18 protein-coding genes are annotated in these 16,630 nt (G+C 66.1%); 10 read left to right on the top strand and 8 right to left on the bottom strand.

What is annotated here, in order from left to right:
* Window positions 1-80 precede the first annotated feature (80 nt).
* Together kynU and FHS94_RS04495 are read right to left on the bottom strand one after the other, a co-directional pair.
* The gene (kynU, locus tag FHS94_RS04500; protein ID WP_184055089.1) at window positions 81-1,295 is read right to left on the bottom strand and encodes a kynureninase; all 1,215 of its coding nucleotides are present in this window, start codon (window positions 1,293-1,295) and stop codon (window positions 81-83) included.
* A complete protein-coding gene (locus FHS94_RS04495) occupies window positions 1,292-2,179 on the bottom strand; it encodes an alpha/beta hydrolase (protein WP_184055087.1) in 888 nt (295 codons plus the stop codon). Before FHS94_RS04495 ends, kynU begins: the two co-directional genes overlap by 4 nt.
* Before the next feature lie 73 nt (window positions 2,180-2,252).
* Between FHS94_RS04495 and FHS94_RS04490 the strand changes: the two genes are divergently transcribed.
* From FHS94_RS04490 to FHS94_RS04470, 5 genes are all read left to right on the top strand, one after another.
* Window positions 2,253-3,449, top strand: a complete 1,197-nt coding sequence (locus FHS94_RS04490; RefSeq protein WP_221234533.1) for a glycosyltransferase — start codon at window positions 2,253-2,255, stop codon at window positions 3,447-3,449.
* Window positions 3,450-3,589: 140 nt separating this feature from the next.
* Window positions 3,590-4,165, top strand: coding sequence for a PEP-CTERM sorting domain-containing protein (locus tag FHS94_RS04485; protein WP_184055085.1), 576 nt, complete (start codon window positions 3,590-3,592; stop codon window positions 4,163-4,165).
* A 93-nt stretch (window positions 4,166-4,258) separates the two neighbouring features.
* Window positions 4,259-4,501: a hypothetical protein gene (locus FHS94_RS04480; RefSeq protein WP_184055083.1), complete on the top strand. Its 243-nt coding sequence runs from the start codon at window positions 4,259-4,261 to the stop codon at window positions 4,499-4,501.
* A gap of 60 nt (window positions 4,502-4,561) precedes the next feature.
* Window positions 4,562-6,817, top strand: a complete 2,256-nt coding sequence (parC, locus tag FHS94_RS04475; protein WP_184055081.1) for a DNA topoisomerase IV subunit A — start codon at window positions 4,562-4,564, stop codon at window positions 6,815-6,817.
* Window positions 6,818-6,861: 44 nt separating this feature from the next.
* The gene (locus FHS94_RS04470; RefSeq protein WP_184055079.1) at window positions 6,862-8,532 is read left to right on the top strand and encodes a putative bifunctional diguanylate cyclase/phosphodiesterase; all 1,671 of its coding nucleotides are present in this window, start codon (window positions 6,862-6,864) and stop codon (window positions 8,530-8,532) included.
* Here FHS94_RS04470 and FHS94_RS04465 read toward each other — a convergent pair.
* The 4 genes from FHS94_RS04465 to FHS94_RS04450 are packed head-to-tail and all read right to left on the bottom strand — an operon-like array spanning window position 8,451 to window position 11,371.
* Entirely contained in the window at window positions 8,451-9,674 is a 1,224-nt protein-coding gene (locus tag FHS94_RS04465; protein WP_184055077.1) for a CCA tRNA nucleotidyltransferase, read from the bottom strand. The genes FHS94_RS04470 and FHS94_RS04465 overlap by 82 nt on opposite strands.
* Window positions 9,665-10,258, bottom strand: a complete 594-nt coding sequence (locus FHS94_RS04460) for a CoA pyrophosphatase (RefSeq protein WP_343055159.1) — start codon at window positions 10,256-10,258, stop codon at window positions 9,665-9,667. The genes FHS94_RS04465 and FHS94_RS04460 overlap by 10 nt, the downstream gene beginning before the upstream one ends.
* Entirely contained in the window at window positions 10,255-10,821 is a 567-nt protein-coding gene (locus FHS94_RS04455; RefSeq protein WP_184055073.1) for a DUF1285 domain-containing protein, read from the bottom strand. Before FHS94_RS04455 ends, FHS94_RS04460 begins: the two co-directional genes overlap by 4 nt.
* A gap of 37 nt (window positions 10,822-10,858) precedes the next feature.
* Window positions 10,859-11,371, bottom strand: a complete 513-nt coding sequence (locus FHS94_RS04450; protein WP_184055071.1) for a GNAT family N-acetyltransferase — start codon at window positions 11,369-11,371, stop codon at window positions 10,859-10,861.
* A 113-nt stretch (window positions 11,372-11,484) separates the two neighbouring features.
* On the opposite strand from FHS94_RS04450, the gene FHS94_RS04445 reads away from it, so the two are divergent.
* Complete coding sequence (locus tag FHS94_RS04445; protein ID WP_184055069.1) at window positions 11,485-11,856, top strand: dihydroneopterin aldolase; 372 nt, start codon at window positions 11,485-11,487, stop codon at window positions 11,854-11,856.
* A gap of 22 nt (window positions 11,857-11,878) precedes the next feature.
* On the opposite strand, the gene FHS94_RS04440 is transcribed toward FHS94_RS04445, so the two are convergent.
* Window positions 11,879-12,745 carry a hypothetical protein gene (locus FHS94_RS04440; RefSeq protein ID WP_184055067.1) on the bottom strand — a complete coding sequence of 289 codons (867 nt, stop codon included), beginning with the start codon at window positions 12,743-12,745 and terminating at the stop codon, window positions 11,879-11,881.
* Between the two features lie 212 nt (window positions 12,746-12,957).
* On the opposite strand from FHS94_RS04440, the gene FHS94_RS04435 reads away from it, so the two are divergent.
* The 4 genes from FHS94_RS04435 to FHS94_RS04420 all read left to right on the top strand — a co-directional run bounded on the left by FHS94_RS04435 (window position 12,958) and on the right by FHS94_RS04420 (window position 15,535).
* A complete protein-coding gene (locus tag FHS94_RS04435) occupies window positions 12,958-13,635 on the top strand; it encodes an energy transducer TonB (protein ID WP_184055065.1) in 678 nt (225 codons plus the stop codon).
* 83 nt (window positions 13,636-13,718) lie between these two features.
* On the top strand, window positions 13,719-14,519 hold the full coding sequence (locus tag FHS94_RS04430; RefSeq protein WP_184055063.1) for a MotA/TolQ/ExbB proton channel family protein: 801 nt from the start codon (window positions 13,719-13,721) through the stop codon (window positions 14,517-14,519).
* A gap of 98 nt (window positions 14,520-14,617) precedes the next feature.
* On the top strand, window positions 14,618-15,085 hold the full coding sequence (locus FHS94_RS04425) for an ExbD/TolR family protein (protein WP_184055061.1): 468 nt from the start codon (window positions 14,618-14,620) through the stop codon (window positions 15,083-15,085).
* A gap of 24 nt (window positions 15,086-15,109) precedes the next feature.
* Window positions 15,110-15,535 carry an ExbD/TolR family protein gene (locus tag FHS94_RS04420; protein WP_184055059.1) on the top strand — a complete coding sequence of 142 codons (426 nt, stop codon included), beginning with the start codon at window positions 15,110-15,112 and terminating at the stop codon, window positions 15,533-15,535.
* 500 nt (window positions 15,536-16,035) lie between these two features.
* On the opposite strand, the gene dcd is transcribed toward FHS94_RS04420, so the two are convergent.
* The gene (gene dcd / locus FHS94_RS04415) at window positions 16,036-16,590 is read right to left on the bottom strand and encodes a dCTP deaminase (RefSeq protein ID WP_184055057.1); all 555 of its coding nucleotides are present in this window, start codon (window positions 16,588-16,590) and stop codon (window positions 16,036-16,038) included.
* Window positions 16,591-16,630: the final 40 nt, after the last annotated feature.

The following is a 16,630-nucleotide window of genomic DNA, read 5'->3' as shown; positions in this document are numbered from 1 at the left end:
CGCGTAGCCGGGGCCAGGTTCGCCCCGCGCTATAGGGAAAGGGGATTGGGGGTGCAATCGGCGGCAGCGTGCCGAAGCGATCAGGTGACGGCGGCGCGGACCTGGTAAGCGGGATCGCTCCACGCCTCGGTCGCAACCGCCTCGCGAAGCAGGTCGCCCGCCCGCCAGACGTCCTGATGCGACAGGTAAAGCGGGGTCAGGCCGAATCGGATAATGTCGGGGTCGCGGAAGTCACCGATCAGCCCCTTTGCGATCAAAGCCTGACAAAGCGCATAGGCATGTGGATGGCGAAAGCTGATATGACTGCCACGTGCGTTCGGAGCGATTGGCGACACGCACTCCAGCCCGACGGCGGCGCCCGCCGCGTGCAGGATGTCGAACAGCTGGGCGCTCTTTGCCCAGAGCTGGGCCAGGTCGACGTCCGCCCAGACATCGATTCCCGCCTCCAGGGCCGCCATGCCGAGTACCGCGGGCGTACCGGCGAGCCAGCGCGTCATGCCCGGGGCGGGTCGGTATGCATCCACGAAGGCGAAGGGCTCGGCATGACCCATCCAGCCGGACAAGGGACTTGCCAACCGGTCCTGCCACCGTCGCGCCACATAGAGGAACGCCGGCGCTCCCGGGCCGCCGTTCAGGAATTTGTACCCACACCCCACGGCAAGATCCGCCCCGGCGCCGCCTAGGTTCACCGGGATCGCACCGGCGGAGTGACTGAGGTCCCAGAGCACTAACGCACCCGCGGCGTGGGCCGCACGCGTCAGCGCGTCCATGTCCCAACGCTCCGCCGACTTGTAATGAGTATGGGTAAGCAGCAGCACGGCGGTGTCGGGACCCAATGCGCCTTGCACGTCGCCCCGCGCCACGACCTTCAGGCTCGCGCCCGGAACGCAGCCGATTGCTCCTTCGGCGATGTGGAGGTCGGTCGGGAAGTTGCCGGCCTCGCTCAGGATCACGCGGCGTGCCGGATCGGCGCGCAGGGCGGCGACGAGCAGCTTGAAGAGGTTGGCGGAGGTGGAGTCGCCGACGATCACCTCGTCCTGCTCCGCACCGATCAGGCGAGCGATCTTGCCCCCGACCCGGCGCGGCGCGTCCATCCAGCCTTCGTTCCAGCTGCGGATTAGCCGTTCGCCCCATTGCTGGGTGGTCGCGGTGGCAACGGCCTCTGCCGCTGCACGGGGCAGTGCTCCAAGTGAGTTGCCGTCCAGATAAAGAACGCCCGGTGGCAGGACGAAGCGGTCGCGCAACGGGGCAAGGGCGTCAGTGGCGTCGAGGGCCCGCGCTTCTTCCAGGGTCATTTCGCGAGAGCCGCCCGGATGAGCCGCTTGGCCTGTGCCCAGGCTGGGGTTTCCGGGGCGATCAGTTCGACGTGGCCGGTCGCGGCGATTGCATGGAGTGTAGCGCTATCGCCCGCCGCCTTGGCGCGCTGCACGTAATCGGTGGCAAAACGGAACGGAATGATGCCGTCCTCGTGCCCATTGACCAGTTGCTGATCGGCACCGAGGGGCAGCAGGCGCGGTATCGACGTGTCCGCGAACGGATCGGCGCGGCCGCTGCCGACAAGTTTGCTCACCACGTCCGTTCCGCAGCCATTGTCCGGGCTGCGGCTGGTCGCCTCCAGATCCGGCAGGCCGCCAAGGCTGATGACGTGGCGGATCGCAATGGGGTGCGCTGAATGAAGGGGGCCGGTGGCCGCAATCCGGTGGCGTGCCGCGAGCCACAAGGCCAGGTGTCCTCCCGCCGAATGCCCGACAGCGACGAGGTTGTTGAGGTTGAGGTGGTATTGCTTCGCCTTGGACCGCAGCAAGTCGGCCGCCGTCGCCGCATCCTGGAACGTGCCGGGGTAGCCCCCGCCGGCGCGGTCCACCCCGCGATAGTCGATGTTCCAGACGGCGATGCCGGCGCTGCGCAGGTCGGCGGCGATCCAGTTCATCAGGCTGCGATCGGCGATGTCGCTTTGCCAGCAACCCCCGTGCACCATCAGCACGACCGGAAAGGGGCCGGGGCCCGCCGGCGTCCAGACATCGACCCGCTGCTCCAACGCCGGGCCATAGGAGATCGTAGCATCCGCAGCAGGACGGGGCCGTGTGATCAGGTCGGGCCAGGTAAGAAGCTTTGGCGAGTCGGCGGCCATGGCAGGTGCCATGACAAGCATCGCAGCGAGTGCAAGGCGAACGATCATGCTCGCACCCTTGGCATAATTGGGATGGCGGGCGAAGGGGCGCCGGGGAGCATGGCATTAAGGATCGTCCGCTATGGACGGCATCATGAAGGTGCTTGTCCTGTCCAGCCTGTTCCCTAACGAAGCGCAGCGGCGACACGGGATTTTCATCGAGCATCGCATCGCCCATACCTACACCGCCGAGGACGAAGTTCGGGTGGTCGCGCCGGTACCTTGGTTCCCGTCCACCTCGCCGCGTTTCGGAGCATGGGCCGACTTTGCCCGCGCGCCGCGGCAGGCAAGCCGGCGTGGGGTCGAGGTCGCTCACCCCCGTTATCCCGTGCTGCCAAAGGTCGGCCAGACGCTTGCGCCCTGGCTGATGGCGGCAGCGCTGGCGCGGCCCATAGCGCGGCTTCGCGAGCGGTTCGATTTCGACGTGATCGACAGCTATTACCTCTACCCCGATGGGGTTGCGGCGGCGCTGTTGTCGCGCTGGTTCGACCGGCCTTTCGTGATGAGCGCGCTTGGTACCGACGTCAGCCTGATCCCTGATTGGGCGCCGAGCCGGGCGATGATCCTTGATGCGGTGCGGCGGTCGGCGGCAACCACCGCCGTGTGCAAGGCGCTGGCGGACAGATTGGTTGAGCTCGGCGCACCGGCGCAGAAGCTCCACGTGGTAGAGCATGGCGTCGACCTCGACCTGTTTCGCCCACCCGTCGATCGCGATGGCTTGCGCCGGCAAATGGGCCTGCGTGGCCAGGTGGTGCTGTCCGTCGGGCACCTGATCGATCGCAAGGGGCACGACTTTGCGATCCGGGCGGTGGCAGGCTTGCCCGGCGTCACGCTGATGATCGCAGGCGACGGCCCGCGCGAGGCGGCTCTGAAGCGCCTTGCGGCCGAACGTGGCGTGGCCGACCGCGTCCGCTTCCTCGGCCATGTCGATCAGGCCCAGTTGCCCGCCCTGTACGGGGCGGCCGATGTGACCACCTTGTGCTCGGACCGGGAGGGGATTGCCAACGTGCTGCTGGAAAGCATTGCGTGCGGAACGCCGCTGGTCGCGACGCCGATCTGGGGTTCGCCGGACGTGGTGCGGGTACCCGAGGCAGGACGCCTCGCTGCCGAGCGTTCGGTCGAGGCGATCCGGGCGGCGCTGGCCGGGTTGTTGGCGGATTTGCCAAATCGCGCGCTGACCCGCCGCTACGCCGAGCGGTACGACTGGGCCGAAACGGGGCGCCAGCATCGGGCATTGCTGGCGCGTGCGGTGTCAGACCATGGTAAAGGCCGAGCGTAGAAACAGAACCCGCGAATCCTAAGCTGATCGCCCTCAAGGAGCGTGCAAGTCTGAGTTCCTGGATCAGCAACACGGCGGTGGTCACGATGCGCGGATTGTTCGGCTCTATGCTTGCCGTGGCTCTTTTGGGAAGCACCACGGTGCCAGCCAGCGCGGAGTTGTTGAGCTACAAATATTCGGGAACCGTGACGAAGGCGACGAACTTCGAACCAAGCATCCCCGAACTACCGCCCGCGACCACTCATCCGGGCGAGACGTTCCGCGGCAACTTCTCCTTCGACACCGATGACGTCGTGTATGACGAAGGGGAGGGCTATTATTTCGTACCGTTGACCAGCGTGAATTTCGCGTTGCCCGACGAGGACTTCTACGAGGACTTCTCCGGCCCCGGCGGGCAAGTGTTCAGCAGTCCCACGCTGGGTACGACAGAGGTGCAGGCGGGCAGGGCCGATTATCAATATCGGCTGAACCTGCTGTTCAACACGGGCGGCGGCCCATTCGACCCCAAGTCGCTCGCCGGCAAGAACGCGTCCATGCAGTTCACCGACTATGGCCCGAACGGGTTTCAGGTTGAGGGCGTGGCCATGGTTGCACCCGTGCCCGAGCCGGCGACTTGGCTGGCGATGCTGCTGGGCGTGGTGTTGGCCGGGCTGGCAGCACATGCGCGCTCCTCGCGAGCGGCACCTCGGCCGCGCCCGGAACCGGCACTTTGCTGATCCCGTGATTCGCTCGTCGGCTGGTCATTGAACGCGGCACTTGAACCAGCCCCGCGCGTTGGCGGCAGTCAACAAACACGGGACTAAAGCGCCATGCCGATCCGGACCATCTTCGCCGCCGCCGCCCTGTTGACCCTGGCGACGCCGGTCGTGGCACAGGATCACCGTGCCGGCGCCCGCGACCCCGTGGCGGAGAAGTACGCGAACAGCCGCCAGTACCGTGGCGAACCGCGCGGCAACGAGAAGTCACGCGGCCTTCGCTGCCACATCGTAGGCAAGGGCCGCGCTGCCCACCGGGTGTGCCCGCGACCGATGCGGGGTGGCCGCGCCCGCTGACCTGGTAGAACAGACGTGGAACTCGCCTAGCGACGCGGGGGCTGCTATCACCCCCGCGACATGGCCACTGACCTGACCGATCCGTTCGACTCTCCCCAGGTTGGAGTGTTCGACGCCCCGTTCGATTCCGCGTTGTCCGAGCGCTATCTTGTGTACGCGCTCTCGACGATCACTGCGCGGTCTCTGCCTGACGTTCGCGACGGGCTGAAGCCGGTGCATCGCCGGCTGCTCTGGGCCATGCGGTTGCTCCGGCTCGATCCGGCATCGGGGTACAAGAAGTGCGCGCGCGTCGTCGGCGACGTCATCGGCAAGTACCATCCGCATGGGGACCAGTCGGTGTACGACGCCATGGTCCGCCTGGCGCAGGACTTCGCACTGCGATACCCGCTGGTCGACGGCCAGGGCAATTTCGGCAACATCGACGGCGATAACGCCGCCGCCTATCGATACACCGAGGCTCGCCTGACCCAGGTCGCGATCGACCTGATGGACGGGCTGGACGAGGACGCGGTCTCGTTCCGTCCGACCTACAATGGCGAGGAGCAGGAGCCCGAGCTGTTCCCCGGCGCTTTCCCTAACCTGCTCGCCAATGGGGCAAGCGGGATCGCGGTCGGCATGGCGACCAGCGTTCCGCCGCATAATGCCGCCGAGTTGCTCGATGCGGCAATCGCGCTGGTGGACGACAGGCAGGCCGACCCGCTCACCTTTGTCAGCGGTCCGGACTTCCCGACGGGTGGGCTGGTGGTCGATCCGGCCGCCGTGATCCGGGAGGCCTACGCAACCGGCCGCGGTTCCTTTCGCGTTCGCGCCCGCTGGTCGGTCGAGCGGGAAAAAGGCGGCGGCTGGCAGGTCGTCATCACGGAAATCCCGTATGGCGTGCCGAAGGGCAAGCTGATCGAGCAGATTGCGGCGCTGATCAACGACAAGAAACTGCCGATCCTGGCGGACGTCCGCGACGAGTCGGATGCAGAGGTGCGCATCGTCCTTGAACCGCGTTCGCGCACGGTGGATGCGGGCGTGTTGATGGACGGGCTGTTCCGGCTGACCGACCTCGAGAACCGCTTCAGCCTCAACCTCAACGTACTCGACAAGGATCGCACGCCGAGGGTGATGAGCCTTCGCGAGGCGCTGCTCGCCTGGGTTGACCATCAACTCGTGGTGCTGCGCCGGCGAAGCGAGCATCGCCTGGCGAAGATCGCGGACCGGGTGGAACTGCTCAACGGCTATCTGGTCGCGTACCTGAACCTAGACCGCGTGATCGAGATCATCCGTACCGAGGACGAGCCTAAGGCGGTGATGATCGCCGAGTTCAGCCTGACCGACCGGCAGGCCGAAGCGATCCTCAACATGCGGCTACGCTCATTGCGGCGCCTGGAAGAGTTCGAAATCCGCGGCGAACGCGACAAGCTGGAGAAAGAGCGCGGGGACCTGGAAACGCTGCTCGGGTCGGAGACGCGGCAGCGGTCGCGGCTGAAGCGCGACCTTGGCCGGGTGCGCAACCGGTACGGGCCGGACACGGCGCTGGGCAAGCGACGCACCACCATCGAAGAGGCGGCGCCCGCGCGCGAGATCCCGCTGGAGGCGATGATCGAGCGCGAGCCGATCACCGTGATCCTTTCGCAACGGGGCTGGATCCGGGCCATGAAGGGCCATGTGGACCTGTCCGCATCCGAAACCTTGAAGTTCAAGGAAGGGGACGGGCCGGCCTTCGCCTTTCACGCCCAGACGACTGACAAGCTGCTGCTCGTCGCCGAAAACGGCCGCTTCTACACACTGGCTGCCGACCGGTTGCCAGGTGGGCGCGGCTTTGGTGAGCCGGTGCGGGCGATGGTTGACCTGGATGGCGGCACGGCGATTGCCGGGTTGCTCGCGGCGCGTCGACAGGACCGGCTGCTTGTGGTCGCCAGCGATGGCCGTGGCTTTGTCGCACCGGTGGCGGAGGTGATCGCCGAAACACGCAAGGGCAAAACGGTGCTGACGCCGCGACCCGGCGCGACGCTCAAGATCGTGCGACCGATCGCGTCCAGCGACGATTACGTCGCCGCGATCGGCGACAACCGCAAGATGCTGGTGTTTCCGCTAGCCGAGTTGGTGGAAATGACGCGGGGGCAGGGCCTCCAGTTGCAACGTTATGGGGATGGCGGTCTGTCTGACGCCATCACCTTCCGATATGCCGAGGGCCTGACCTGGCCGATGGGCGGCGATACCGGACGGGTGCGGACGGAAGCGGATCTGGGCGCATGGCGAGCAGCCCGGGGCGCGGCGGGGCGTATGCCCCCGACCGGGTTTCCGCGCGACAACAAATTCGCGACCTGAGCAAGCTTTAGGCCGCATTAACCGTTACGCCATAGACGGGCCGCATGGACTTCGGCCCATCCCTTCGCGTCCACGCGAGCCCGGTGGAGATCACCGAAGCGGGCATGGAACTCGTCCCGCTTCCCGCCGCGATCCTTGTTCGGCTGGGCGACCGATTGCAGATCACGGGTGCGAACAGCTGTTTCCGGCAGGCGCGGGTGGGTGAGGACCTGATCGCTCACCTCCGCGACAGCATCGAACGCTTTCTCGCGGGCAACGAGCTGCGCGCGACCATTGATTGGGCGCAGGGAGACCTGATCGAGGGCCGGTGCTTCCGCGTCGAGCTCGCCCGGTCCGCGACCGGGCGCCACGATCGCTGCATGGTGACCCTGATCGACCAGACGGCGCAACTCGAATCGGAACGAAGCCGGAAGCGCGAAATGACGACCGACAGCCTGACCGGGCTGCCGAACCGCGAAGGCTTTGTGGACCTGATCGAGCAGGCTGCGGCAGACCATCCCCACCTGGCAGTGCTGGTAGTGGACCTCGCCCGTTTCGGCCGTTTCAACGCGTGCCTTGGGTCCCTGTCGGGCGATGAACTGCTGATCACGGTTGCCCGGCGGCTGCGCGGGGCCCTGCGCGCGCGCGACACGCTGGCGCGCATCGGTGGCGACGAATTCGGGATCCTGATGCTGATCGAGGATGGGCCGGAGGACGCTCACCAGGTCGCACGCCGCATCCAGCGTGCTCTTACGACGCCCTTCAGGCTGACCGACTACGAGATCGGCGTTGAATGCTCGATCGGCATCGCCTTCGGCAGCGACGCGGAAGGTGACGTCGAGGAGATGATCCGGCACGCCCAGTTTGCCGTGAAGCGGGCCAAGGCGTCCGGCGCGACCCAAACCTATCAGCCGCAAGCCTTTGCCATTGTGCGCGAGCAGTTCGGGATCGAAACCGCGTTGCGGCGTGCGGTGGACGACCAGCGGCTAAGGCTGTGCTTCCAACCGATCCATGACCTTGCCACTGGACAGCTCGTTTCGTTCGAGGCCCTGGCGCGATGGACCGACGATCAGGGACGCACGATCACGCCGACCCGCTTCATCCCGGTCGCGGAAGAGTCGGGGTTGATCGTCCCGCTCGGGCGATGGGCGCTTGCGGCTGCGGCCGACACGCTGGCCGAGTGGGACCGGGCCCAGGGGGGCGATTGCGGAATCCGAATGGCTGTGAACCTGTCGGCCATACAGTTGCAACGTGATCAGGTGCCGGCAGCAGTCGAGCAGGCGTTGGCGGCGGCGGGCGTTTCTCCCTCACGCTTCACGCTGGAACTGACAGAAAGCGCGATCGTCACCGATCCCGATCGGATCGCGACAACGATGCGCCAGCTTAAAGATCTTGGCACGACGCTGGCGATGGATGACTTTGGGACCGGCTATTCGAACCTGTCCTATTTGCAGAAGCTGCCGATCGACATCCTCAAGATGGACCGCAGCTTCGTGACCGGCATGCTGGCCGACCGCGACAAGATCGCTATTGTCCGCGCGATCCTGAGCCTGGCGCAAGCACTGGGCAAGCGCACCACCGCCGAGGGGATCGAAACCGTTGAACTGGCCCAGACGCTTGCCGCGATGGGCTGCGACTATGGGCAGGGATATGCCTATGCCCGGCCGCTGGAGGCCTCCGATGCGCTGACGTTATTGGCCTCGCGAACCTCGGCTGCGACCGCGTCCGCGATCTGATTGACGCGAGGGGAGGGCGGGAAGCCCTCCGCGATCCAGCGCCGTTCCACTTCCTTCAGCGCCGTCGCCACAGCCGGGCCCTTGTTGATGCCGCGCGACACCAGCGCGCCGCCGCTCAGCGGAAGCCTTGGGACGTCCCACCCAATCAGTGGCGCGGGGTCCTCCGCCGCAAGCAGCAGCCGATCAACCGCTGACGTAATGCCGACGCGATAGGCCAGGGCGAGCGGGCCTTCGTCACCGGGACCCCCGGTTGCAGCCTGAAGCCGCTTGCGATCGGCGTTTGAGAGTTTTAGTCGCGCGCCGACCGACTCGGCCGCCTCCGCCGGCAGGAGTGCGGCCAGCCGGCGAATGGAGTCTGCCGCGACGTCCGCCGCAGACTCGGCCGCCGCAAGACGAGCCAGGCGTTGAGCCCCGTCCAGGTCGATCTCCGGGATCACGGGAAGCAGAATACCGCGCTCCACCATCAGCTTGGTCACTGGCACTGCCGACGCTGTTACCAGCAACTTCAACAACTCGCCCGCGATCCGCTCCCGCGACAGGGCCATTAGGTCGCGGGCTCGCGCGGTGCAGGCCTCCAGTCCCTCGGGGTCGACTGCGTCGCCGAACCGCGCGTGAAAGCGGAAAAAGCGCAGGATCCGCAGATGGTCCTCAGCTATACGCTGCAGCGGGTCGCCGATGAAGCGCACGCGCCGGTCGGCAAGGTCGCTCAGCCCGCCAAAAAAGTCGGTCACGGCGCCCGTGACCGGGTCGGCATAAAGCGCGTTCATGGTGAAGTCCCGACGCGCGGCGTCCTCGCGCCAATCGCTGGTGAAGCCAACAATCGCGTGCCGGCCATCCGTGGACAAATCTCGGCGCAGCGTCGTCACTTCTACCGGCCGTCCGCCGTCCAGCACGGCGGTGACCGTGCCGTGCGCCAGTCCGGTCGGCACCGCCTTGATCCCGGCTTCCCCGAGCAGCCGCATCACCGCTTCCGGTTCATGGCGGGTGGCGAGATCGACGTCCGCAACCGGAACGCCGAGCAGCGTGTCGCGCACCGCGCCGCCTACCACGCGCGCATCGCCTTGTTCCGCGCCCAGGATGCGGGCCAGCGCCGCCAGCCCGTCGAACTCGTCCCAGCGTGCCGGAGGTATTGTCATGTCCATTGCAGCCGCCGTGACAGGTTCAAGATGATCGCAGCCGTAGCGCCCCAGATGCGGCGTCCTTCCCAATGTATTTCGTGAAATTGGCGGACCCGACCGCGCCAGGTTGCGCTGGCTGCCTGGTGATTGGCAGGGTCGAGCAGGAAGGAGAGCGGCACCTCGAACACCGCGGCCACCTCCGCTTCGCTTGGGAGAAGCGGCAGGTCGGGGGCGACCACGCCGATCACTGGCGTGATCTGATACCCGCTGCCGGTGCGATATTGTTCGGCGGTGCCGAGCACGCGCACCGCGGCGGGGGGCAGGGCGATCTCTTCCTCCGCTTCACGCAGGGCGGCGACCACGGGGCTGCCATCCTGCGGATCGATCCGGCCTCCCGGGAACGCGACCTGCCCTGCATGTTGGCGCAATGTGTCCGTCCGCTGGGTCAGGATCACGCCGGGTTGTGCCCGGTCGGTAATGGCAATCAACACGGCGGCCGGGGTAAGCGCCGCCACCGGCTCTGGCGCCCCGTCATCCGCAACGAAAAACGGAAGGGGAGGCTGGGCCTGGCTTGCAAGGGCGTCGGCCAGCCGTTCGGCCAGGCTCACGCGCATGCCTCCATCGCGAAGAACGCACCGCCGCTCCAGATCCCAAGCCGCCCATCCGGGCCCGGCATGGCTCGCTCTGCCAATTCATAGAAAACGGACCGGACGACCAGCGCCTCGAGCCCGGCACGGACCAGAAGATAAGGGCGCGGGCCATCCGCACGGTCGTCGAAGCGGAGCGGGTGTTCGGGGCCGGCCACGACCAACTCACCCGTGTTCAGGCGAAAGGCGAGCTGCGCTTCAACGCCGTCGCCCTCCGCCTTGCATTCAACGGCTACAAAGGGTGCGTCCTCAACGGCGATGTCGAGCTTCTCGGCTGGCGTGACGAGAACGAAACGGCCGTCCTGTTCGCGACGAAGGATGGTCGAGAACAACCGGACCATCTCAGGCCGTGTGATTGCCGAACCCTGGTGGAACCAGGTGCCGTCGCGCGCGACGCGCATCTCGCTGTCGCCGCAATGGGCAGGGTTCCAGCGCTCTACCGGGGGCAGCTTCGCTTCAGCGGCCAACCGGGCGACATCTGCAAGGCTCAGGCTGGACAGGTCGGGCGGGGGCGGCATCGGCATCGAGCCGCAGGTAGGGAAGGGCTGCCCTTGCGTCCAGTCAGGCAGCCGGGACGGGGGTGGTCAGCGCCGGACCGAGTTGTCCGGCTCCAGCCGGCACTCCCGCGCCACGCGCGAGCAACCGGTGCCGCTCCACCGGGCCGGGCAACCGCCATGACCCTGTTAGCGCGGCGTCGAAGCCGAAGAAGCGGCCGTAATATTCCGGGTCACCGATCAGCATCAGGGGCTGCTCGTCGCCAGCCGCGGCAAGGGCACGGGACACCAGCGCTCGTCCGATCCCGTCACCTTGTCGCGCAGGGTCGACGGCAACCGGGCCAACCATGACCAGATCGGTACGGCGTCCGGCGTCATCGAGAAAGCTTATCGGCCAGCACTGGATGGAGCCGACCAGAACCTCGCCATCGATCGCGGCGAAGCTCAGATCCGGGACTGCGACGGCCGCGCCCCGTACCTTGTAGGCGGTGCGTGCGTGGCGGTCGGGACCGAATGCCCGGTCGAGCAGATCCTCAACGGCGGCGGGATTGACGGTGCCGATGGGCACGAGTTCGATCACGGTAAGTCCTTATCGTGCCCGCGACGCACGCGGGCGGGGCGCTTTAGCTCGCGATGAGTGGGACAGAAAGCGTCGCCTTTGACATGGCGGGCGGGCTGATACAGGCGCAGGGCATGAACGACAGCCTTCAACTTGAGGTGCATGACGTCGAGGTACAGGTGCTGACCGGCATCTACTCGGAAGAAACGCATCTACCCCAGCCACTCCGGATTTCGATCACGGCTGACTTGGACTGCCCTCGGCGTTTCGATCCCGACACGCCGCTGTCGGCTTCCAAGAACTACCTGGACCTGAAACGCGCGGCGAGCGATGCCCTGCCCGCCGGGGTCCACTTTACGCTGATCGAAGCGGTGGCGGACCACATTTGCGAAACGTTGTTCCTGGGCGACCCGCGGGTGCAACGGGTCGCGGTCAAGATCGTGAAGCTGGCTATCGCGGAGGCGGGTGAGTCGATCGGGATGACGCTGGTTCGCCACCGGAGTTAGGTTTCGTTCGGCTCAGCGCGACTCAGGACCGTGTTCGGCGGCACGGCCCCAGCGAACTGCGCACGAATCGGTAGTCGTCCTGCGCCGCGGATGCGTCATCCGGAGCAAGCTCTGCAGTGCTGCGAGCAGGCAGCGACTGGGGCAGACCGCAGGCGAGCCGGTACCACAGCAGCGAGTTGGGGCGGGGCGGGGCCGCTGCCTCGTCCACGACCTCGGACAACGCCACCGCCCAGCGGCGCTGCTCGCCCGGCCGGGTGAGCACGCTCAGCGACACCGGGCGATTGTCGGCAGTCGACAAAAAGATTTGCGTTTCACCCTCGCCGGGCAGGGACCCCGGGACGTGAAAGGCGTTACCCACGCCAGTAATCCGCGGCGGCGTTTCGGCCGACACCGCTTCTGCAGCGACCGCGCGAACGGTTGCGTCCAGCGGGGCACTCCAGGGTTGCTGACCATCGGGAGCGGACAACTGCAACTGACCGGACGCGGCAGCCCCGGAGCGCGCGAACGCTAGGACGCGCATCTTCTTCAGCTTCGGCAAACGCCCATCCGGGCCGGGCGGAAGGTCGACCACATAGCCGATTCGCGGCGGCACTCCGCCGGCACCCCGGATCAGGGCGGTGACGTCCGCTTCTATATAGAATCGGGTGCGCCCAGGCGCGACATTGGTCGCCTCGGCTCCCTTGATCCGGCTCGCGGAGCGGACCGTTGCATCGAGGATGACAGGGCTGCCGAGTACCAGATCGGCAACGTCGGCGTAGGACAAGGCGCCTGGCGTGGCGGCAGGAACGCTCGCCTGGGGTACCGCGCCAGTTGGTAAGGATTGTGGCAGCCCAGGGGCAGCGACGGTGGCGGAAAACAGGCCGAGGGCCGTCAAAAATCGGCTAATCATGATCAATCGCTACGCCACTGTGCCTGAATGCGACAGAAATAAATCGCGATGGAGGCATGTGATGGTCGTATATGACTGACAAATGGTTTGCGTGAGCGAAGGGCTGGCGGTAGGAATTAGGCGCCGCCAGACGGACGCTGCCGCCCGGTAGCGAGCAATTCCGCGCCGCCCGCCGGAGCGGCAGGCCGGCCGAGAAGGAGTTTCGTTGCTGAATGGCCTACACTGACCAGAAGATGTCCGGGGGCAAGATCGGGGCGATTGTCATCGTCGCTCTGATCCATGTCGCCCTGGGCTACGCCTTCATCACGGGGCTTGCGAGCAACTTCGTGAAGCAGGCGACGCAAAAGCTGGATACGTTCAACGTGGACGAGCCGCCGCCGCCTCCGCCGGAGGATCCGCCGCCCCCGCCACCTGACCAGCCCAACCTGCCGCCGCCGCCGACCACGGTAGTGACGCCGCCGCCGATCATCCAAACGCCGGTGCCCGCGCCGGTGATGCAGACGACGACGGTGATTCCGCCACAGCAGCCGACGTCGCCCCCGGCGCCGCCTGCTCCGCCGTCTCCGCCGGCCCCTCCGGCCGCCCCGGTGATCAGCCAGCAGGCGTCATCAAAGGGTACGCCGCAAAGCTGGTACAGCACTGACGATTACCCTGCTTCTGCGCTTCGCGCCGAAGCGGCGGGCCGCGTCACCGTGCGCGTCACTGTGGATGCCAACGGTCGCGTGTCGTCCTGTTCGGTCACTGGATCGAGCGGCAATCGCGACCTGGACGACACGACCTGTCGCGTTGCGCAGCGTCGTGGACGGTACACGCCGGCCAAGGATCAGTCGGGGAACCCGATCCAGAGCACGTCTAGCTATAGCGTGCGGTGGGAAGTGCCCAAGGAATGACGCGGGTGGCGGGGCCTGGCCCCGCCGCCTGTCGGACTTGCCAGCTTTTGCGAATGCAATCTTTCTAAAGGAACCCTGAAACCATGATCACCACCATTCTGGCCGCGGGCGGGACCGCTGCCGCCACGGAAAACCAGTTCGGCCTCCAGCAGGCGCTGCGTGAAGGCGGCCTGATCTCGCAGTCGGTCTTCACCATCCTGGTGCTGATGTCGGTTGTGTCCTTCTACATCCTCTTTTCCAAGCTGTTCGAGCAGCAGAAGATCCTGAACCAGGCGAAGCGCGTGCGTCAGGGTTTCTGGAGCTCTGCCAACCTGCGTGAAGGTTCGGCCAAGCTCGAGAAGAACTCGGCCTACAAGCAGCTGGTCGACGACGGCCTGACCGCTCAGGAGCAGCACTCGCGTCTGACCGATCCGGTTGAAGCTCATGACTGGCTGCACGGCTCGCTCGCTCGCTCGGAAGCGCAGATCAATTCCAAGCTCGGTGGTGGCCTGGCGTTCCTGGCGACCGTGGGCGCGACCGCGCCGTTCATCGGCCTGTTCGGCACCGTGGTCGGCATCTACCGCGCGCTGATCAAGATCGGTGCGTCGGGCGATCCTTCGATCGACAAGGTCGCCGGTCCGGTCGGTGAGGCTCTGATCATGACCGCACTCGGCCTGGTCGTCGCTGTTCCGGCGGTGCTCGCGTACAACTGGCTGCAGCGTCGCAACAAGTCGATCTCGGAAGACCTGTCGGCCTTCTCGAACGACGTGCTGGGCTTCCTCGCCTCGGCAGGTGCGGTGAAGCCGACGTCCGCCACGGCAGCAGCTCGTCCAACCCCGGCAGCGGCTCGCCCGACGCCTGGCACGACCACGGCCGGTGCGGCCGGCGCCGAGAAGCGCTCGTAAGCAAAAAAGGGGCGGGAGCGCCGCGGTGGCGCTCCTGCAACCCGCCGGCCCGACGGCAGCGCCAGAGGGTCGGCAATGAAGGATAGGATGACGCCCTTATGGCGATGAGCACAGGTGGAGACTCCACCGAGAAGCCGATGTCGGACATCAACACGACGCCGCTGGTGGACGTCATGCTGGTGCTCCTCATCATCTTCCTGATCGCGGTTCCCGTCGCCGTGCATACGGTGAAGGTGAAGCTGCCCGACGTCCGCTACGACCCGACCACCACCAAGCCAGAGAACGTCTCGCTGTCCGTCCAGAGCGGCGCGAGTGGCAACTGCGAAGTGTACTGGAACACGTCGCCGGTCACGCACGACGAGCTGCTCACCCGCGCGGTGGACAAACTCAAGGCGGAGATCGCGCGTCAGGGCGGCGTCAATGCTGCCGGGCTGGAGCTGCCGGAAGTGCATATTCGCGGCGACGTGAACACGCCTTACCGCTGCATCGGCGCGACTGTTTATACGATGCAGCAGGCCGGCTTTGCCCGCGTCGGCTTCATCTCCCAGCCCGCCGTTGGCGGCTGACCGCGCAGGATCAGGAGAACTACCATGGCAATGAGTGGCGGCCGCGACGACGGCGAGCCGATGATGGAAATGAATACGACGCCGTTGATCGACGTCATGCTTGTGCTCCTCATCATGTTCATCATCACGCTTCCGATCCCGACGCACGCGGTGAAGGTCGATCTGCCGGTCAATTCCAAGACGCCGCAGAACCCGATCGACTCCGAGAAGAACAAGGTCACGATCGCTGCCGATGGCGCGATCGCGTGGAACGGTTCGCCGGTGAACGAGCTGACCCTGCGTCAGTATCTCGATACAACGGCAGGCATGAACCCGGAGCCGGAGTTGCACTTCCAGCCCGACCCCGCAGCGAAGTACGAGGTCGTTGACCGTGTTCTGGCGGTGATCAAGCGGTCCAACGTGACCAAGCTGGGCTTCATCGGTAACGAGCAATACCGCAACGACTTCTGATCCTAGCGGTGTCGACAAGGATCAGGGCGGTCCCGCGGGGCCGCCCTTTCTTGTATGTGGCGCCAGTCGGTGTGAATCGAGCCGCGGAAAAGGTGGGTGTTCGAGAGTGCCTTCCAGGCAGGGCCATGAGGCTGCCGAGGATCGACCATAGGCGCAATTGAACGCGTACAGATCGTGCCGTACCCGGCGGCTTAGCCGTGACCCATGTCGGCAATGCCCCTCGAGAGCTTGTCCGCTCATGTTGAGCCTTACGGCAGAGTGGAGAGATATGTTGCGGGGCAGCTGTCCCGAGATGGGCCGTAGGGCGGCATCCACTCGGACAATCCTGCGATATTGGGCGGCGGTAATCGCACCAACAGGCCTGTTGTCGGAGCGGCTTGCGGATGAGCGAGACTGAACCGCCGTCCAGACCAAACCGGACCATCGCTGTCGGTCAACTCACCCCAGCAGCGCGCCGTTGGGCGATGTAGCACAAGCGACGCCCTTCAACTCGCCGGCTCTTACAACCGCGGAAGTGTCACGCCCCGCTGGCCCATATATTTGCCCGCACGATCGGCGTAGCTCGTTTCACACGGCTCGCTGCCGGCCAGGAACAGGAACTGGCACGCTCCCTCATTGGCATAGATCTTTGCGGGCAGGGGCGTGGTGTTCGAGAACTCCAGCGTCACATGGCCCTCCCACTCGGGTTCCAGCGGTGTCACGTTCACGATGATCCCGCAACGGGCGTAGGTGGACTTGCCAAGGCAGATGACCAGAACGTCGCGCGGCACGCGGAAATACTCGACGGTCCGCGCCAGCGCAAAGCTGTTGGGCGGAATGATGCACACGTCCGTCTTCCGGTCGACGAAGCTGTTGTGAGCGAAGTCCTTCGGGTCGACGAGCGCGTTGTCGACGTTGGTAAAGATCTTGAACTCATCGGCGACGCGGGCGTCATAGCCATAGGAGGACAAGCCGTAGGAGATGCAGTTCTCCCGCCGCTGCGCCTCCACGAAGGGCTCGATCATACCCTCGCCCAGCGCTCGCTCGCGAATCCAGCGGTCGGCCATAATGCTCATTCAGGGATCCCGTTCGTGATCGTCGCCGAAAGCCACCTGC

It is taken from the genome of Sphingomonas aerophila (assembly GCF_014199305.1).
In the GTDB taxonomy this organism is placed as follows: domain Bacteria; phylum Pseudomonadota; class Alphaproteobacteria; order Sphingomonadales; family Sphingomonadaceae; genus Sphingomonas; species Sphingomonas aerophila.
The sequence above is the reverse complement of the archived record's forward strand: the minus strand, read 5'-3'. Positions and strand labels throughout refer to the sequence as shown.